Source organism: Stenotrophomonas sp. YJH_SMC_10 (assembly GCF_059371555.1).
In genome coordinates this window covers 87578-103457 of record NZ_JCAFUS010000009.1, presented here as the reverse complement: position 1 = coordinate 103457, position 15880 = coordinate 87578, and the positions used below count along the sequence as shown (strand labels likewise).

Here is a 15880-nt window from a genome sequence, read left to right as displayed (position 1 = left end):
CTCCCCCACCCGCTTTGCAAGGTTCCCCCATGAACTCTTCCACACACCGCAGCGCGCCGCCCAACGGCGCGCGCTGGCTGACCCAGGCGCTGGAAGCCGAAGGCGTCCGCACGCTGTTCGGCTATCCCGGCGGCACCATCATGCCGTTCTACGACGCGCTGGTGGATTCGTCGCTGAAGCACATCCTGGTGCGCCACGAGCAGGGTGCCGCACTGGCGGCGAATGGCTTCGCCCGCGCCAGTGGCCAGGTCGGCGTCTGCGTGGCCACCTCCGGCCCCGGCGCCTCAAACCTGGTGACCGGCATTGCCGATGCGATGCTGGATTCGGTACCGATGGTCTGCATCACCGGCCAGGTCGGCACGCCGCTGCTGGGCACCGACGCCTTCCAGGAACTGGATGTGTTCGGCCTGACGATGCCCATCGTCAAGCACAGCTGGCTGGTGCGCAGCGTCGATGACCTGCCGCGCGTGGTGGCCGATGCGTTCCGCATTGCCCGTGAGGGTCGCCCCGGCCCGGTGCTGATCGACCTGCCCAAGGACGTGCAGCTGGCCGATGCCAGCCATCTGCCGGCGCATGTGCCCAGCGGCGTCGAACCGCCGCCGGCACCGGCCGAGGCCGCCATCGCCGAGGCCATTGCCGCGCTGGCCGCAGCCGAGAAGCCGGTGGTCTATGCCGGTGGCGGCATCGCACTGGGCGATGCGGTGCAGGACCTGCGCGACTTCGTCGAAGCCAGCGCCATCCCCACCGTGATGACGCTGCGCGGGCTGGGCGCGCTGCCGGCCAGCCATCCGCAGTCGCTGGGCATGCTGGGCATGCACGGTACCCGCGCGGCCAACATGGCGGTGCAGGAAAGCGACCTGCTGCTGGTGCTGGGCGCACGCTTCGATGACCGTGCCACTGGCAAGCTGGCCGAATTCGCACCGTTCGCCCGCGTCGTCCACATTGATGCGGACGCGTATGAGATCTCCAAGCTGCGCAGCGCCGATATCGCCGTGCCCGGCAACGTCGGCCATGCCATCCGTGCCCTGCGTGCGGCCTTCCCCTCCCCCAAGGCCAATCAGGATGCATGGCGCAAGCGCTGTGCACAGCACCGCGATCGCTTCGCCGCGCGCTACGACGCACCGGGCCAGCACATCTACGCCCCGGCACTGCTGAAGCGGCTGAGCGAACTGGCGCCGGCCGATGCGGTGATCGCCTGCGACGTCGGCCAGCACCAGATGTGGGTCGCGCAGCACTGCCGCTTCAACCACCCGCGCAACCACCTGACCAGTGGCGCGCTGGGCACCATGGGCTTTGGCCTGCCAGCGGCGATGGGCGCGCAGTTTGCGTGCCCGGAACGTACCGTGGTGCTGGTGTCCGGCGATGGCAGCTTCATGATGAACGTGCAGGAGCTGGCCACCATCGCGCGCTGCCGCCTGCCGGTGAAGATCGTGCTGCTGGACAACAGTTCGCTGGGCATGGTGCGGCAGTGGCAGGAGCTGTTCTTCGCCGAGCGCTACAGCGAGATCGACCTGTCCGACAACCCCGACTTCGTCGCGCTGGCGCAGGTGTTCGGCATCGCCGCGACCCGCATCGACGCACGCGACGACGTCGAGGGCGGCCTGGCCGCGCTGCTGGCCGAGCCGGGCCCGGCGCTGCTGCACGTGGCCATCGATGCGCGCGCCAACGTGTGGCCGCTGGTGCCGCCGAACACCGCCAACAGCACGATGCTGGAAAGCAACCCCGCCCACGCCCGCCAGGAGACCCCCAATGCACTACCGGCTTGACCTGGTGCTGCACCCGGCCGAAGGCGCGCTGCTGCGCGTGATCGGCATGGCCGAACGCCGCGGCTTCGCGCCGCGCGCGATCAGCGGTGCGCCGGTGGCCGCCGACGATGGCCGCTGGCACCTGCAGCTGGTGGTGGATGGCCAGCGCCCGGCGGAAACGCTGTGCCGCCAGATCGAGAAGATCTACGACTGCGTGTCCGTGCAGGTCACGGCCGTGGAAGGAGCAGCCCCATGAACACCCGTACCGTAGCGACCACGGTGCCGGTACGGAGGCGTCTTCTTCGTCGTCCGTGCCCGCATGCGGCGGTCCTCCGCACCGCGCTGGTGGCCCATGCCGGCCGCTGACACCAACCAGGAAAGCGATGTCGGCGACGTAAGCGTTGCCGACGTCCTGGCAGCGCAGGCCCGCCTGCGCCGCTTCCTGCCGCCCACCCCGCTGCACCATGCCGAGCGCTTCGGCACCTGGCTGAAGCTGGAGAACCTGCAGCGCACCGGTTCCTACAAGGTACGCGGCGCCCTGAACGCGCTGCTGGCCGGCCGCGAGCGCGGTGACACCCGGCCGGTGATCTGCGCCTCGGCCGGCAACCACGCCCAGGGCGTGGCATGGGCCGCCTACCGCCTGGACGTGCCGGCCATCACCGTGATGCCGCATGGCGCACCGGCCACCAAGATCGCCGGCGTCGCCCATTGGGGCGCCACCGTGCGCCAGCATGGCACCAGCTACGACGAGGCCTACGCCTTCGCCGTCGAACTGGCGCAACGCCACGGTTACCGCTTCCTGTCCGCTTTCGACGACGCCGACGTGATCGCCGGCCAGGGCACCGTCGGCATCGAGCTGGCCGCGCACGCGCCGGACGTGGTGATCGTGCCGATCGGTGGCGGCGGGCTGGCTTCCGGCGTTGCACTGGCGCTGAAATCACAGGGCGTGCGCGTGGTCGGCGCGCAGGTGGAAGGCGTTGATTCGATGGCACGCGCGATCCGCGGCGACGTGCGCGAGATCGCCCCCGTCGCCTCGCTGGCCGACGGCGTGCGGGTCAAGATTCCCGGTTTCCTCACCCGCCGCCTGTGCACCTCACTGCTGGATGACGTGGTGATCGTGCGCGAGGCCGAGCTGCGCGAAACCCTGGTCCGGCTGGCACTGGAAGAACACATCATCGCCGAGGGCGCCGGCGCGCTGGCCCTGGCCGCAGGCCGCCGCGTGGCCGGCCGCCGCAAGTGCGCGGTGGTATCCGGCGGCAACATCGATGCCGGTGTCCTGGCCGGCCTGCTCACCGACATCCGTCCGCGCCCGCCGCGCAAGCCTCGGCGACGGCGCAGCGAAACACCGCGCTCGCCCGGCAAGGCCAGCGCCCTCGCCTCCCCCGCCTCTTCCCCTTCCCCCCTGCAAGCCGTCGCACCCGCTGTCGAGGAGATTTCCCTGTGACCACCATCGAACGAATTACCACCCCGCGCATCCGCATCTTCGACACCACCCTGCGTGACGGCGAGCAGTCCCCCGGCTGCAGCATGACCCCGCCGCAGAAGCTGGTGATGGCGCGTGCGCTGGACGAACTGGGCGTGGACATCATCGAGACCGGCTTTCCGGCCAGCTCGCAGTCCGACCGCGAGGCGATGGCCCTGATCGGCCGCGAACTGCGCCGCCCGAGCCTGAGCCTGGCGGTGCTGTCGCGCTGCCTGCAGGCCGATATCGAGACCTCGGCACGTGCACTGGAAGCGGCGGCCAACCCGCGCCTGCACGTGTTCCTGTCGACCAGCCCGCTGCACCGCGAGCACAAGCTGCGGATGACCCGCGAGCAGGTATTGGAGTCGGTACGCAAGCATGTATCGCTGGCACGCTCGTACATCGACGATGTCGAATTCTCGGCCGAGGATGCCACCCGCACCGAGCTGGACTACCTGATCGAAGTCTCGCGCGTGGCCATTGCCGCCGGCGCCACCACCATCAACCTGCCCGACACCGTCGGCTTCACCACGCCGGAAGAGATCCGCGCGATGTTCCAGCAGGTCATCGCTGGCGTCGCCGACGTGCCGAACGCCGCCAATGTGATCTTCAGCGCGCACTGCCACAACGACCTCGGCCTGGCCGTGGCCAACTCGCTGGCTGCCATCGAAGGCGGCGCACGCCAGGTCGAGTGCACCATCAATGGCATCGGCGAACGTGCAGGCAACTGTTCGCTGGAAGAAATCGCGATGGTGCTGAAGGTGCGCCAGGCCTTCTACGAACAGGACAGCTCGATCAACACGCCGCGCATCGTCGGCACCTCGCAGCTGCTGCAGCGCCTGGTCGGCATGCCGGTGCAGCGCAACAAGGCCATCGTCGGCGCCAATGCGTTCGCCCACGAATCGGGCATCCACCAGCACGGCATGCTGCGCCACCGCGGCACCTACGAAATCATGCGTCCGGAAGACGTCGGCTGGGAGGACTCGCAGATGGTGCTGGGCCGCCACAGCGGCCGCGCCGCCGTCGAAGCGCGCCTGCGTGCGCTGGGCTTCTGGCTGGACGAAGACGAACTGAAGCTGGTGTTCGAGCAGTTCAAGGGCCTGTGCGAACAGCAGCGCGTGGTGACCGATGCCGACCTGCAGGCGCTGATGCAGGGTGGCTCCAACGCGCAGGGCTACCGGCTGGCCTCGATGACCATCAGCGATGTCGGCAGCCGCGCCAACGCGCTGGTCGAACTGTCCGACCCGGACGGCAATCGCGTGGCTGAGACCGCGCAGGGCGATGGCCCGGTCGATGCGCTGTTTGGCGCACTGTCGGCCGCCACCGGCGTGCAGCTGATGCTGGACAGCTACCACGTGCACAGCGTCGGCATCGGCGCCGATGCGCGCGGTGAAGCCAATCTGAGCGTGCGCCACGAAGGCGTGGAGTACGACGGCACCGGTACCAGCAAGGACATCATCGAGGCCTCCGCACTGGCGTGGCTGGACGTGGCCAACCGCCTGCTGCGCCAGCGCCAGGCCGCCACCCACAGCGGCACCGACGTTCCCGCTTCCGCCACCGCCTGAGGAACCCACCATGAGCGCCTTCGACACCCCCACCCCGGCCAACGCCGCTGGCCAACAGTGGAACGCCCAGGACTATGCGATCGATGCCGGCTTCGTGCCGCTGCTGGGTGGCGCGGTATCGCGCCTGCTCGACCCGCGCGCCGGTGAACGCATCCTCGACCTGGGCTGTGGCGATGGCGTGCTCAGCACCGAGCTGGCCCTCAGCGGCGCCCGCATCCACGGCGTGGATGCCTCGCCGGAACTGGTCATCGCCGCCCGTGCCCGCGGTGTCGACGCCCAGGTGATGGATGGGCACGCGCTGTCCTTCGACGGCGAATTCGATGCCGTGTTCAGCAATGCCGCACTGCATTGGATGACCACGCCGGACCGCGTGCTGGAAGGCGTGCGCCGCGCGCTGCGCCCCGGCGGGCGTTTCGTCGCCGAGTTCGGCGGCCATGGCAACGTGGCCACGATCATCGCCGCAGTGCAGGCCGCGCGTGCAGCGCATGGCCATGGTGCCAGCACGTTCCAGTGGTACTTCCCCACGGCCGACGCCTACGCCGACCGCCTGCGCCAGCATGGCTTCCACGTGCAGCTGATCGAATGCACGCCGCGCCCGACCGCGCTGCCGACCGGCGTGGCCGGCTGGCTGCGGGTTTTCGCCGCGCCGCTGCTCGACGATCTGCCGGCCGAGGCCCGTGCGGCCGTGCGCGAAGCCGCCAGCGCGCTGCTGGCCGACCTGCCGCGCAATGCCGCCGGCCAGCCGCTGGCCGACTACGTCCGGCTGCGCGTGCTCGCACGCCGCCGCTGACCGGCCTCTTTCATCTACATTCCCGATGTCCGCTCCTTCGTACTTCTGCCAGGCATACGCATGACCTCCGCACCCCGCACCCTGTACGACAAACTGTGGGACGCCCACGTGGTCGTCCCCGAATCCGACAGCGCGCCCGCCGTGCTGTACATCGACCTGCACCTGATCCACGAGGTGACCTCACCGCAGGCGTTTACCGAGCTGCGCGCGCGTGGCCTGTCGCCGCGCCGCCCGGATCGCACCAAGGCCACGATGGACCATTCCACGCCGACGTTGCCTGCCGCCGCCGACGGCTCGCTGCCCTACGCCAGCGCCGCCGCCGAAGCACAGGTCGCCACTCTGGCGCGCAACTGTGCCGAGTACGGCATCGAACTGTTCGACATGGCTTCTGACAACCGCGGCATCGTCCACGTGATCGCGCCGGAACAGGGTTTCACCCAGCCCGGCATGACCATCGTCTGCGGCGACAGCCACACCTCCACCCACGGCGCGTTCGGTTCGCTGGCGTTCGGCATCGGCACCAGCGAAGTCGGCCACGTGCTGGCCACCCAGTGCCTGCTGCAGCGCAAGGCCAAGACCCTGGCAATCACCGTTGACGGTGCGCTGGCGCCGGGGGTCGGCGCCAAGGACGTGGTGCTGCACATCATCGGCGTGATCGGCGTCAACGGCGGCACCGGCCATGTGATCGAGTTCCGTGGCAGCACCATCGAAGCGATGGACATGGAACAGCGCATGACCCTGTGCAACATGTCGATCGAGGCCGGTGCACGCGCCGGCATGGTGGCGCCGGACCAGGTCACCTTCGACTTCGTCGCCAACACGCCGCGCGGCCCCAAGGGCGCCGACTTCGAGGCCGCGGTGTCGCGCTGGCAGCAGCTGCGCAGTGATGAGGGTGCACGCTTCGACAGCGAAGTGCACATCGACGCGGCCGACATCCGCCCGACCCTGACCTGGGGCACCCATCCAGGTACCGCCATCGCGGTCGATGCGCCGATCCCGGCAGCCAACGATGCCGCCGCACAGAAGGGCCTGGACTACATGCACTTCCAGCCCGGCAGGGCGCTGGCCGGTACGCCGGTGGACGTGGTGTTCGTCGGTTCCTGCACCAACGGTCGCCTGAGCGACATGCGCGAAGTCGCGCAGGTGCTGCGTGGCCGTCGTGTCGCCGAGCGGGTACGCATGCTGGTGGTGCCGGGCTCGGAGATCGTCAAGCGCGAAGCTGAAGCCGAAGGCATCGACGAGATCGTACGCGCCGCCGGTGCCGAGTGGCGCGAGCCGGGCTGCTCGATGTGCATCGCCATGAACGGCGACCTGGTGGCGCCCGGCCAGCTGGCTGTGAGCACCAGCAACCGCAATTTCGAAGGCCGCCAGGGCCCCGGTTCGCGCACGCTGCTGGCCTCGCCGATGAGCGCGGCGTGGGCCGCGGTGAACGGGCACGTCGCCGATACCCGCGAACTGTTCGCACAGGAGGTGGCGTAATGGCCGGTTTCCGTACCTTGACCTCGGCCAGCGTGGTGCTGCGCCAGACCAACATCGACACCGACCAGATCATCCCGGCGCGGTTCCTGTCCACCACCGAACGCGCCGGCCTGGGCCGCAACGCGTTCAATGACTGGCGCTGGCAGGCCGACGGTTCGCCGGTGGCCGACTTCGCCTTCAACCAGCCGCACAACGCCGGCCGCAGCATCCTGCTGGCGGGGCGCAACTTCGGCTGCGGCTCGTCGCGTGAGCATGCCCCCTGGGCGCTGACCGACCTGGGCCTGCGCGCCATTGTCAGCAGCGAGATCGCCGATATCTTCCGCGGCAATTCACTGAAGAACGGCCTGCTGCCGATCGTGCTGGACGAAGCCGACGTGCAGGCGCTGATGCAGCGCCCCGACGACGAACTGACCATCGACGTGGCCGCGCGCGAACTGCGCACGCCCGATGGCCGCGTCTATTCCTTCCCGCTGGATGGCTTCTCGCAGACCTGCCTGCTGGAAGGCGTCGACCAGTTGGGGTATCTGTTGGGCCGTGTCCCTGAAATCGAACGTTACGAGAGTGAGCATGCACGCTGAAATTGTTGTCCTGCCCGGCGATGGCATCGGCCCGGAAGTGGCCGCTGCGGCCGTTGCCGTCCTGAAGGCGGTTGCCACGCGCTTCAACCACACCTTCACCTTCAGCGAGCACGACATTGGTGGCATCGCCATCGACCGCCACGGCGAACCGCTGCCGGCGTCGACGCTGGCTGCGTGCCAGGCCGCCCATGCGGTGCTGCTGGGTGCGGTCGGCGGCCCGAAGTGGTCCGACCCCAATGCCAAGGTGCGCCCGGAACAGGGCCTGCTGGCGATCCGCAAGGCGCTGGGCCTGTACGCCAACCTGCGCCCGGTGCGTACCCACGACGCCGCGCTGCACGCCTCGCCGATCAAGGCCGAGCTGCTGCAGGGCGTTGACTTCGTGGTGGTGCGCGAACTGACCGGCGGCATCTACTTCGGCGACAAGACCCGCGACGCCGACAGCGCCAGCGACCTGTGCCGCTACACCGTGGCCGAGATCGAGCGCGTGCTGCGCAGCGCCTTCCGCCTGGCCCAGCAGCGCCGCGGCAAGCTCACCTCGGTGGACAAGGCCAACGTGCTGGAAACCTCGCGCCTGTGGCGTGACGTGGCCGCGCGCATCGGCCGCGAGGAGTTCCCGGACGTGGCGCTGGAGCACCAGCTGGTCGATTCGATGGCCATGCACCTGCTGGCCAAGCCGCGCGAGTACGACGTGATCGTCACCGAGAACATGTTCGGCGACATCCTCACCGACGAAGCTTCGATGCTGGCCGGTTCGCTGGGCCTGCTGCCGTCGGCCTCACTGGGCGAGCCGGGTGCGGTCGGCATCTACGAACCGATCCATGGTTCGGCGCCGGATATCGCCGGCAAGGGCATCGCCAACCCGTACGCGACGATCTTCAGCGCCGCGATGCTGCTGCGCCATTCGCTGGGGCTGGAAGACGAAGCCGCAGCGGTGGAAGCGGCGGTGCACGCGGTGCTGGACGACGGCGTGTTCACCGCCGATCTGGCGGCCAAGGGCCAGGCGGTGAGCACCGCCGCCGCGACCGATGCGGTGCTGGCGAAGCTGGGCTGACCCATCCGGTAATACCTGTAGCGTCAAACCGTGCTCGACTCATGCAACAGCAGTCGGGCATGGCTCGACGCTACAGATATGCCGCGGCCACGCCCTGCATGGCTGCGTTATTTGGTCGTGTAACCGCCATTGACCAGGATGGTCTGACCGGTCATCCACCAGCCATCGGTGACCAGGAAGCGGATCCACGGCACGATGTCCGCGATGTCGGTCAGCCCGGTGCGGGTGAACGCCGACAGCGCGGCGGCGGTCTTGTGATACGCCTGCGCGTCGGCACTCTCGGCCGGATAGAAGAACGGCGTGTCCATCGGACCGGGGCCGATCGCGGTCACCGAGATGCCGCGCTCACCGAACTCCTTCGACGCCGCGCGAGTGAAATGCTCGACCGGCGCCTTGGTGCCGGCATAGCTGGAATAGAACGGCGTGAACGCACCCAGCAGCGAGGTGACCAAGGTGCAGATGCGGCCGCCGTCGTTGACATGACGGCCGGCCTCCTTCAGGAAGAAGAATGCGGCCTTGGCGTTGACCGCGCTCATCTCGTCATACTCCGCTTCGCTGATGTCCAGCAGCGGCTTCTTCAGCACCTTGCCGACCGTATTGATGGCGATGTCGGGACGTCCGACCGCTGCCACGGCCTCGGCGAACAGGCGCTCCATCGCTGCCGCCGTCGTCAGGTCGCCCTGCAGCGCCACCGCTTTGCTGCCGGCAGCCTGCACGGCGGCAACGGTCGCTTCGGCGTCGGCCTGGCTGGCGGCGCTGTTGTAGTGGATGACGATGGCTTTGGCGCCCTGGCGGGCGAAGTCGCGGGCGATCAGTCCGCCCAGGTTCTTGGCGCCACCGGCGATCAGCACGGTCTTGCCCTTCAGGGAATGGTCGGTCATGGCGTGAGTCTCGGGAGGAGGGTGGCCCGGAGTGGCAACCCTGCCCTGACGACGATATCGTGCAGAAAATGCGGATAAAGCCCGCCGCATTGACTTAACTTTCCAGAGCCCGCGAACAATGGACCGGATCGACCGCTTCCGCATCTTCACCCGGGTCGTGGAGTGCGCCAGCTTCACCCGCGCCGCCGACCAGCTCGGCCTGCCCCGCTCCACCGTTTCGGCGGCGATTGCGGAGCTGGAGCAGCGGCTCGGCACCCGCCTGCTGCAGCGCTCGACCCGCCGGGTGTCCACCACCCACGACGGCGACGTGTTCCATGCGCGCTGCCTGCGCCTGATCGCCGAGGTTGAGGACGCCGAAACGCTGTTCCGCCAGGACGACGCGCAGCCGATGGGCTTGCTGAAGATCGATGTGCCCAGCCGCATCGGCCGCCGCATCATCGCCCCGGCCCTGCCCGACTTCTTCGCGCGCCATCCGCGGGTGGAAGTGGACCTGGGCATGACCGATCGCGCGGTGAACCTGATCGAAGACGGCTGCGATGCCGTGCTGCGGGTCGGCCAGCTGGGCGATTCCAGCCTGGTGGCGCGCACGCTGGGCCAGCTCGACTTCGTCAACGTGGCCGCGCCCGCCTACCTGCGCGAGCACGGTGTTCCGCAGCATCCTGCCGAGCTGCAGCAGCACCGCGCGGTGAACTATGCGTCGCCGACCACGGCACGGGTGGAACCGTGGGAATGGCAGGATGGCGCCCAGCTGCGCACGCTGCCGATGCCCGGCTGGGTGCGGGTCAACAGCGCCGAGGCGTCGATCGCGTGCTGCGTGGCGGGGTTGGGGCTGCTGCAGATTCCGCGCTACGACGTGCAGGCCGAGCTGCAATCCGGCGCCCTGGTGGAGGTCATGCCGCAGCACGTAGCGCAGCCGCTGCCGGTGACCCTGCTGCAACCGCACCGGCAACACCGCGCACTACGCGTGCAGGTGTTCGTCGAGTGGCTGCTGCCGGTGCTACGGACCGGCCTGCAGCTGCAGTAGATCCACGCCATGCGTGGATGCATGCGTCAGTGCCAACCAAGGTCTGCACCCACCAGGGCAAAGACCCGCTGCGGTAGATCCACGCCATGCGTGGATGACGGAGCCTGGAAATCCGCAGCCACCCATGGGGTGGCTCTACTGGGAGATGTGCCAACCAGGGTTGGCACCTACCCGGGGCGGCGGCCGCAGAACCCGGGGCATTACGCCCCGGATTCGTCCGGCTTCACCCGGAACCATGCCGCATACAGCGCCGGCAGGAACACCAGCGTCAGCACCGTGCCGACGATCAGGCCGCCCATGATCGAGATCGCCATCGAGCCGTAGAACGCACTGCGCGACAGCGGAATCATCGCCAGCACCGCCGCCAGCGCGGTCAGCACGATCGGGCGGAAGCGGCGCACCGTGGCATCGATGATCGAATGCCAGCGGTCGTGCCCGGCATCGATGTCCTGCTGGATCTGGTCGATCAGGATCACCGAGTTGCGCATGATCATGCCGGCCAGGGCGATCGTGCCCAGCAGCGCCACGAAGCCGAAGGGCGCGCGGAACAGCAGCAGGAACAGGGTCGCGCCGATGATGCCCAGCGGTGCGGTCACCAGCACCATCGCTGCTCGCGAGAAGCTGCGCAGCTGCAGCATCAGCAGCGTGGCCACCACCACCAGGAACAGCGGCATGCCGGCCTTGATCGAGTTCTGGCCACGCGCCGAATCCTCCACGGTACCGCCGGTTTCCAGCAGGTAGCCGCTGGGCAGCTCGGCGCGGATGCCGTCCAGCGTGGGCACGATCTGGTGCACCACGTCCAGCGCCTGCATGCCATCGCTGATGTCGGCGCGCACGGTCACGGTCGGCAACCGGTTGCGGTGCCAGATGATGCCGTCCTCGAAACCGTACTCCATCGTCGCCACCTGCGAGAGCGTGATGCTGCCGCCATTGGCGGTCGGCATCGACAGGCTGGACAGCAGTTCCAGCTGGTTGCGCTCATCGGCCGGCCCGCGCAGCAGCATCTCGATCTGGCGGTTGCCTTCGCGATACACGCTCACCGACTGGCCGGCCAGCGAACTGGCCAGGAACTGGCTGACCTGGGCACTGCTCACGCCCAGCGCGCGGGCCCGCTCCTGGTCGATCACCAGCCGCACCACCTTGCTCGGCTCGCTCCAGTCCAGGTTCACGTTCATCACGTGCGGGTTCTCACGCACCTTGGCCTCGACCTGGCGCGCGATCGCCTGCACCTTCTCGATGTGCTCGCCGGAGATGCGCATCTGCACCGGGTAGCCGACCGGCGGGCCGTTCTCCAGCCGGGTCACGCGCATCTGCACATCCGGGAACTTCGGGATCACTTCGTGCAGCAGCCAGTCACGGGTGCTTTCGCGCGATTTGATGTCCTTGGCCAGCACCACGAACTGGGCGAAGTTGGTCGCCGGCAGCTGCTGGTCCAGCGGCAGGTAGAAGCGCGGCGAACCGGTGCCCACGTAGGACACGTAGTTGGCGATGCCCTCGCGGCCGGACAGCAGCGTCTCCAGCTTCTCGGCCTGGGCCTGGGTCGAACGCAGCGATGCGCCCTCGGCCAGCTCGATGTCCACCATCAGCTCCGGCCGGGTCGAATCCGGGAAGAACTGCTGCGGCACGAAGCGGAACATCATCAGCGAGAACACGAACAGGGCGATGGTTGCGGCGATCACCCACCAGCGGCGGCGCAGGCAGGCGTCGAGGAAGCGACGGAAGCTGCGGTAGAACGGACGCTGGTACGGATCGTGGTCATGCCCGTGCTGCGGCGGTGCGATCAGGTTGGCAAGCGCCGGATAGCGATCGGCCCACTGCTGGCGCCTGGCCCGCCAGCGCGCGGACAGGCTGCCCGGCTTCGGCGGCTGCGGATTGAACAGGTCCGGCAGCATCTTGTCGCCCAGGTACGGGATGAACAGCACCGCTGCGATCCACGACACCACCAGCGCGATGGTCACCACCTGGAACAGCGAACGGGTGTATTCACCGGTGCTCGATGCCGCCGTGGCGATCGGCAGGAATCCGGCCGCGGTGATCAGGGTGCCGGTCAACATCGGGAACGCCGTGGATTCCCAGGCGAAACTGGCCGCACGCAGGCGATCGAAGCCCTGCTCCATCTTGGTGGCCATCATCTCCACCGCGATGATCGCATCGTCCACCAGCAGGCCCAGCGCCAGCACCAGCGCGCCCAGCGAGATCTTGTGCAGGCCGATGTCGAAGTAGTGCATGACGAAGAAGGTCATCGCCAGCACCAGCGGAATGGTGACGCCCACCACCAGGCCGGTACGCAGGCCCAGCGAGAAGAAGCTGACCAGCAGCACGATCACCACCGCCTCGGTCAGCACCTGCACGAACTCGCCGACCGACTCTTCCACCGATTGCGGCTGGTCGGAGACCTTGCGCAGCTGCATGCCGGCCGGCAGGGTCTTCTGCAGCCGTTGGAACTCGGCATCAAGGTTGGCACCGAGCTTGAGGATGTCACCGCCATCCTTCATCGCCACCGCAAGGCCGATCGCCTCTTCGCCCATGAAGCGCATCTTCGGCGACGCCGGATCGGCGAAGCCGCGCTTGACCTCGGCGATGTCACCCAGGTGCACGGTGCGGTCGCCAGCACGGATCGGGAACTGCCGGATCGCGTCGATGTCGTTGAACTGGCCGGTCACGCGCAGCTGCACGCGGTCGGTGGCGGTCTCGAAGAAGCTGGTGCCGGTGACCGCGTTCTGGTCGGCCAGTGCCTGCTGCACCTGCTGCATCGACACGCCCAGTGTCGCCAGTCGGGTGTTGGACAGCTCGATCCAGACCTTCTCGTCCTGCAGGCCGACCAGGTCGATCTTGCCGACGTCGGGCACGCGCTGCAGTTCCAGCTGGATGCGGTCGGCGTAGTCGCGCATCACCGCGTAGTCGAAGCCCTTGCCGGTCAAGGCGTAGATGTTGCCGTAGGTGTCGCCGAACTCATCGTTGAAGAAAGGGCCGACGATCTCGCGCGGTAGCGTCGGACGGATGTCACCCACGCGCTTGCGCACCTGGTACCACAGGTCCGGGATCTGCCTGGAACGCAGGCTGTCGCGCGCCATGAAGATGACCTGCGATTCGCCCGGGCGCGAATACGAGCGGATGAACTCGTACTCGCCGGTGTTCATCAGCGCCTTCTCGATCGGCTCGGTCACCTGACGCGAGACCTGTTCGGCGGTGGCGCCCGGCCACAGCGTGCGCACCACCATCGCCTTGAACGTGAATGGCGGGTCCTCGGACTGGCCCAGATGCTTGTACGACCACACGCCGATCAGCGCGAAGGCCAGCATCGCGAACAGCACCAGCGGGCGATTGGACAACGCCCACTCGGAAAGATTGAAGCGGCGCACCGGCTTACTCCCTGGCCTTGGCGGCAGCGGCCGGCGTGGCCGGCTTCAGCACCGGCCGGTTCTGCCGGTCCACGGCGATCACCGGCTGGCCGGCACGCAGCAGGTGGCCGCCTGCGGCGACCACCCAGTCACCGGCCCCCACGCCGGACAGCACCGGCACCGTCTCGCTGCCGTAGGCACCGGTGGTGACCGCGGCGGCCTTCAACGTGCTGTTGGCCGGATCGACCACCCACACGCTGGCAGCACCATTGGCACCGCGCTGCAGCGCGCCCAGCGGCAGCTGCAGGGTGCCGTGGCGGCCGGCGCTGCTGTACACGCGCGCGCTCTGGCCCAGTTCGACATCGGCCAGCGCATCGGCCGCCAGGCTGACCCGGGTCGCATAGGTGCGGGCCTGCGGATCGGCGGCGGCCGCGATCTCGCGGATCGTGCCCGGCAGGCGCTGGCCCGGGCGGTTCCACAATTCCACCTCGACCGGCTGGCCGACCGCGTAGTCACGGAGAGTGGCCTCGGGCAGGTCGATCAGCACTTCGCGTGCACCATCGGCGGCCAGGTTGAAGATGGTCTGGCCCGCCGACACCACTTGCCCGGCTTCGGCCTCGCGGCTGGCGATCACGCCGTCGGCCGGGGCGCGCAGCTGCGCGTAGCCGGCCTGGTTGCGCAGCACATCGAGGTTGGCGCGGGCGGCGTTGGCCTGGCCCTGCGCGGCCTTGAACGCAGCCGACTGCTGGTCCAGCTGCGAGCGGCTGACCAGTTGCTGGTCGGCCAGCACCTGGTAGCGCTTGAGGTCATCACGGGCACGCACCAGATCGGCTTCGGCCGCAGCCAGCTGTGCCTGCGAGGCACGGGCCTGCAGCGCGAAGTCGGCCACGTCCAGCTCGGCCAGCACATCGCCCTTCTTCACCCGTTGCCCGGCATCGACGTGGCGCTTGACCAGGTTGCCGCCGACGCGGAACGACAAGGGGCTCTCCTGCCGCGCACGTACCGTTCCGGGGAACGCCGCCGGCGCCTGCCCGGCCTGCTCCCCGGGATGGACCACCAGCACCGGCACGGCCGCCTGGGGCGCCTGTTCCTGCCCAGAACAGGCTGCCAGCGCAGCCACCCACACCATACCGCCCATCCAGCGCACGATCTTCATCGGTCAACGTCCTGAAAACGCAGGGTTGCAACTAAGGGGGAGCCGCGACTGCCGGCCCAATTTAATAAACCGGCCGGTATAGTATAAATATCGAACCGCTTGGTCTAGTATTAGCGCGATGAGTTCTCCCACTTCCCGAAAGCCGTCGGCCAAGCCTGCTGCCAAGGCCGCCGGACCCGGGCGTCCCAAGGACCTCGGCAAGCGCGCAGCGATCCTGGATGCCGCCAAGGCCCTGTTCATCGAACAGGGCTATACCGGCGTGAGCATGGACACCATCGCCGCCCAGGCCGGTGTCTCGAAGCTGACCGTGTACAGCCATTTCGGCGACAAGGAGACCCTGTTCTCCGAGGCCGTGCAGTCCAAGTGCATTGAAATGCTGCCCGACGCGCTGTTCGTGGCCGATGCGGATGGCCCGCTGCGCGACCAGCTGATCGGCATCGGCCTGGCGTTCTTCCAGCTGATCACCTCCGACGCGGCGATCTCGATCCAGCGCATGATGATGTCGCCGGAGACCGACGAGCGCCTGCGCGAGCTGTTCTGGAAAGCCGGCCCGGAGCGTACCTGCGAGGCCCTGGCGGACTTCCTTCGCGCGCGCGCCGAGCGTGGCGAACTGGAGATCGCCGACTATGCACTGGCGGGCGAACAGTTCCTGACCCTGGTCAAGGGCGAAGTGCACATGCATATGATGTGCGGCATGCCACTGTCACCGGTGGAGTGCGACCCTCTGGTCCACGTCACCGCCAGCGTCGACTTCTTCCTGCGCGCGTATGCGCCGCGAGGGGCCGGAACCGGCTGAAACGGCAAACCT

The 15880-nt window shown here is 68.4% G+C and carries 13 protein-coding genes; 10 read left to right on the top strand and 3 right to left on the bottom strand.

Annotated elements, in window-relative coordinates:
* Positions 1 to 29: 29 nt before the first annotated feature.
* The 8 genes from ilvG (at position 30) to leuB (ending at position 8670) form a co-directional block, all read left to right on the top strand.
* Positions 30 to 1766, top strand: coding sequence for an acetolactate synthase 2 catalytic subunit (gene ilvG, locus AC5P9C_RS13005; protein WP_343541174.1), 1737 nt, complete (start codon positions 30 to 32; stop codon positions 1764 to 1766).
* A complete protein-coding gene (locus AC5P9C_RS13000; RefSeq protein ID WP_049469921.1) occupies positions 1750 to 2001 on the top strand; it encodes an ACT domain-containing protein in 252 nt (83 codons plus the stop codon). The genes ilvG and AC5P9C_RS13000 overlap by 17 nt, the downstream gene beginning before the upstream one ends.
* Before the next feature lie 96 nt (positions 2002 to 2097).
* Positions 2098 to 3189, top strand: coding sequence for a threonine dehydratase (locus AC5P9C_RS12995; RefSeq protein WP_053505753.1), 1092 nt, complete (start codon positions 2098 to 2100; stop codon positions 3187 to 3189).
* Positions 3186 to 4772: a 2-isopropylmalate synthase gene (locus AC5P9C_RS12990; RefSeq protein ID WP_343541176.1), complete on the top strand. Its 1587-nt coding sequence runs from the start codon at positions 3186 to 3188 to the stop codon at positions 4770 to 4772. The genes AC5P9C_RS12995 and AC5P9C_RS12990 overlap by 4 nt, the downstream gene beginning before the upstream one ends.
* Positions 4773 to 4782: 10 nt before the next feature.
* On the top strand, positions 4783 to 5562 hold the full coding sequence (locus tag AC5P9C_RS12985; RefSeq protein ID WP_049469934.1) for a class I SAM-dependent methyltransferase: 780 nt from the start codon (positions 4783 to 4785) through the stop codon (positions 5560 to 5562).
* Between the two features lie 60 nt (positions 5563 to 5622).
* A complete protein-coding gene (leuC, locus tag AC5P9C_RS12980) occupies positions 5623 to 7041 on the top strand; it encodes a 3-isopropylmalate dehydratase large subunit (protein ID WP_049469937.1) in 1419 nt (472 codons plus the stop codon).
* Positions 7041 to 7619, top strand: coding sequence for a 3-isopropylmalate dehydratase small subunit (gene leuD, locus AC5P9C_RS12975; protein WP_005410953.1), 579 nt, complete (start codon positions 7041 to 7043; stop codon positions 7617 to 7619). The genes leuC and leuD overlap by 1 nt, the downstream gene beginning before the upstream one ends.
* Positions 7609 to 8670 (top strand): 3-isopropylmalate dehydrogenase, encoded by a 1062-nt coding sequence (gene leuB, locus AC5P9C_RS12970; protein ID WP_074726430.1) that lies wholly within the window; start codon positions 7609 to 7611, stop codon positions 8668 to 8670. Before leuD ends, leuB begins: the two co-directional genes overlap by 11 nt.
* Positions 8671 to 8777: 107 nt before the next feature.
* On the opposite strand, the gene AC5P9C_RS12965 is transcribed toward leuB, so the two are convergent.
* Complete coding sequence (locus tag AC5P9C_RS12965) at positions 8778 to 9551, bottom strand: SDR family oxidoreductase (protein ID WP_049469943.1); 774 nt, start codon at positions 9549 to 9551, stop codon at positions 8778 to 8780.
* 118 nt (positions 9552 to 9669) lie between these two features.
* On the opposite strand from AC5P9C_RS12965, the gene AC5P9C_RS12960 reads away from it, so the two are divergent.
* Complete coding sequence (locus AC5P9C_RS12960) at positions 9670 to 10575, top strand: LysR substrate-binding domain-containing protein (protein WP_197639660.1); 906 nt, start codon at positions 9670 to 9672, stop codon at positions 10573 to 10575.
* A gap of 200 nt (positions 10576 to 10775) precedes the next feature.
* On the opposite strand, the gene AC5P9C_RS12955 is transcribed toward AC5P9C_RS12960, so the two are convergent.
* A complete protein-coding gene (locus AC5P9C_RS12955) occupies positions 10776 to 13937 on the bottom strand; it encodes an efflux RND transporter permease subunit (RefSeq protein WP_414615182.1) in 3162 nt (1053 codons plus the stop codon).
* 4 nt (positions 13938 to 13941) lie between these two features.
* Positions 13942 to 15072 carry an efflux RND transporter periplasmic adaptor subunit gene (locus AC5P9C_RS12950; protein ID WP_049469951.1) on the bottom strand — a complete coding sequence of 377 codons (1131 nt, stop codon included), beginning with the start codon at positions 15070 to 15072 and terminating at the stop codon, positions 13942 to 13944.
* Between the two features lie 118 nt (positions 15073 to 15190).
* On the opposite strand from AC5P9C_RS12950, the gene AC5P9C_RS12945 reads away from it, so the two are divergent.
* Positions 15191 to 15868 carry a TetR/AcrR family transcriptional regulator gene (locus AC5P9C_RS12945; RefSeq protein WP_049469953.1) on the top strand — a complete coding sequence of 226 codons (678 nt, stop codon included), beginning with the start codon at positions 15191 to 15193 and terminating at the stop codon, positions 15866 to 15868.
* Positions 15869 to 15880 lie beyond the last annotated feature (12 nt).

Excerpts from the sequence above, each read along its gene's own strand:
- ilvG (WP_343541174.1), top strand. The coding sequence starts at position 30 with ATGAACTCTTCCACACACCGCAGCGCGCCGCCCAACGGCGCGCGCTGG.
- AC5P9C_RS13000 (WP_049469921.1), top strand. The coding sequence starts at position 1,750 with ATGCACTACCGGCTTGACCTGGTGCTGCACCCGGCCGAAGGCGCGCTG.
- AC5P9C_RS12995 (WP_053505753.1), top strand. The coding sequence starts at position 2,098 with ATGCCGGCCGCTGACACCAACCAGGAAAGCGATGTCGGCGACGTAAGC.
- AC5P9C_RS12985 (WP_049469934.1), top strand. The coding sequence starts at position 4,783 with ATGAGCGCCTTCGACACCCCCACCCCGGCCAACGCCGCTGGCCAACAG.
- leuC (WP_049469937.1), top strand. The coding sequence starts at position 5,623 with ATGACCTCCGCACCCCGCACCCTGTACGACAAACTGTGGGACGCCCAC.
- leuD (WP_005410953.1), top strand. The coding sequence starts at position 7,041 with ATGGCCGGTTTCCGTACCTTGACCTCGGCCAGCGTGGTGCTGCGCCAG.
- leuB (WP_074726430.1), top strand. The coding sequence starts at position 7,609 with ATGCACGCTGAAATTGTTGTCCTGCCCGGCGATGGCATCGGCCCGGAA.
- AC5P9C_RS12965 (WP_049469943.1), bottom strand. The coding sequence starts at position 9,551 with ATGACCGACCATTCCCTGAAGGGCAAGACCGTGCTGATCGCCGGTGGC.
- AC5P9C_RS12960 (WP_197639660.1), top strand. The coding sequence starts at position 9,670 with ATGGACCGGATCGACCGCTTCCGCATCTTCACCCGGGTCGTGGAGTGC.
- AC5P9C_RS12950 (WP_049469951.1), bottom strand. The coding sequence starts at position 15,072 with ATGAAGATCGTGCGCTGGATGGGCGGTATGGTGTGGGTGGCTGCGCTG.
- AC5P9C_RS12945 (WP_049469953.1), top strand. The coding sequence starts at position 15,191 with ATGAGTTCTCCCACTTCCCGAAAGCCGTCGGCCAAGCCTGCTGCCAAG.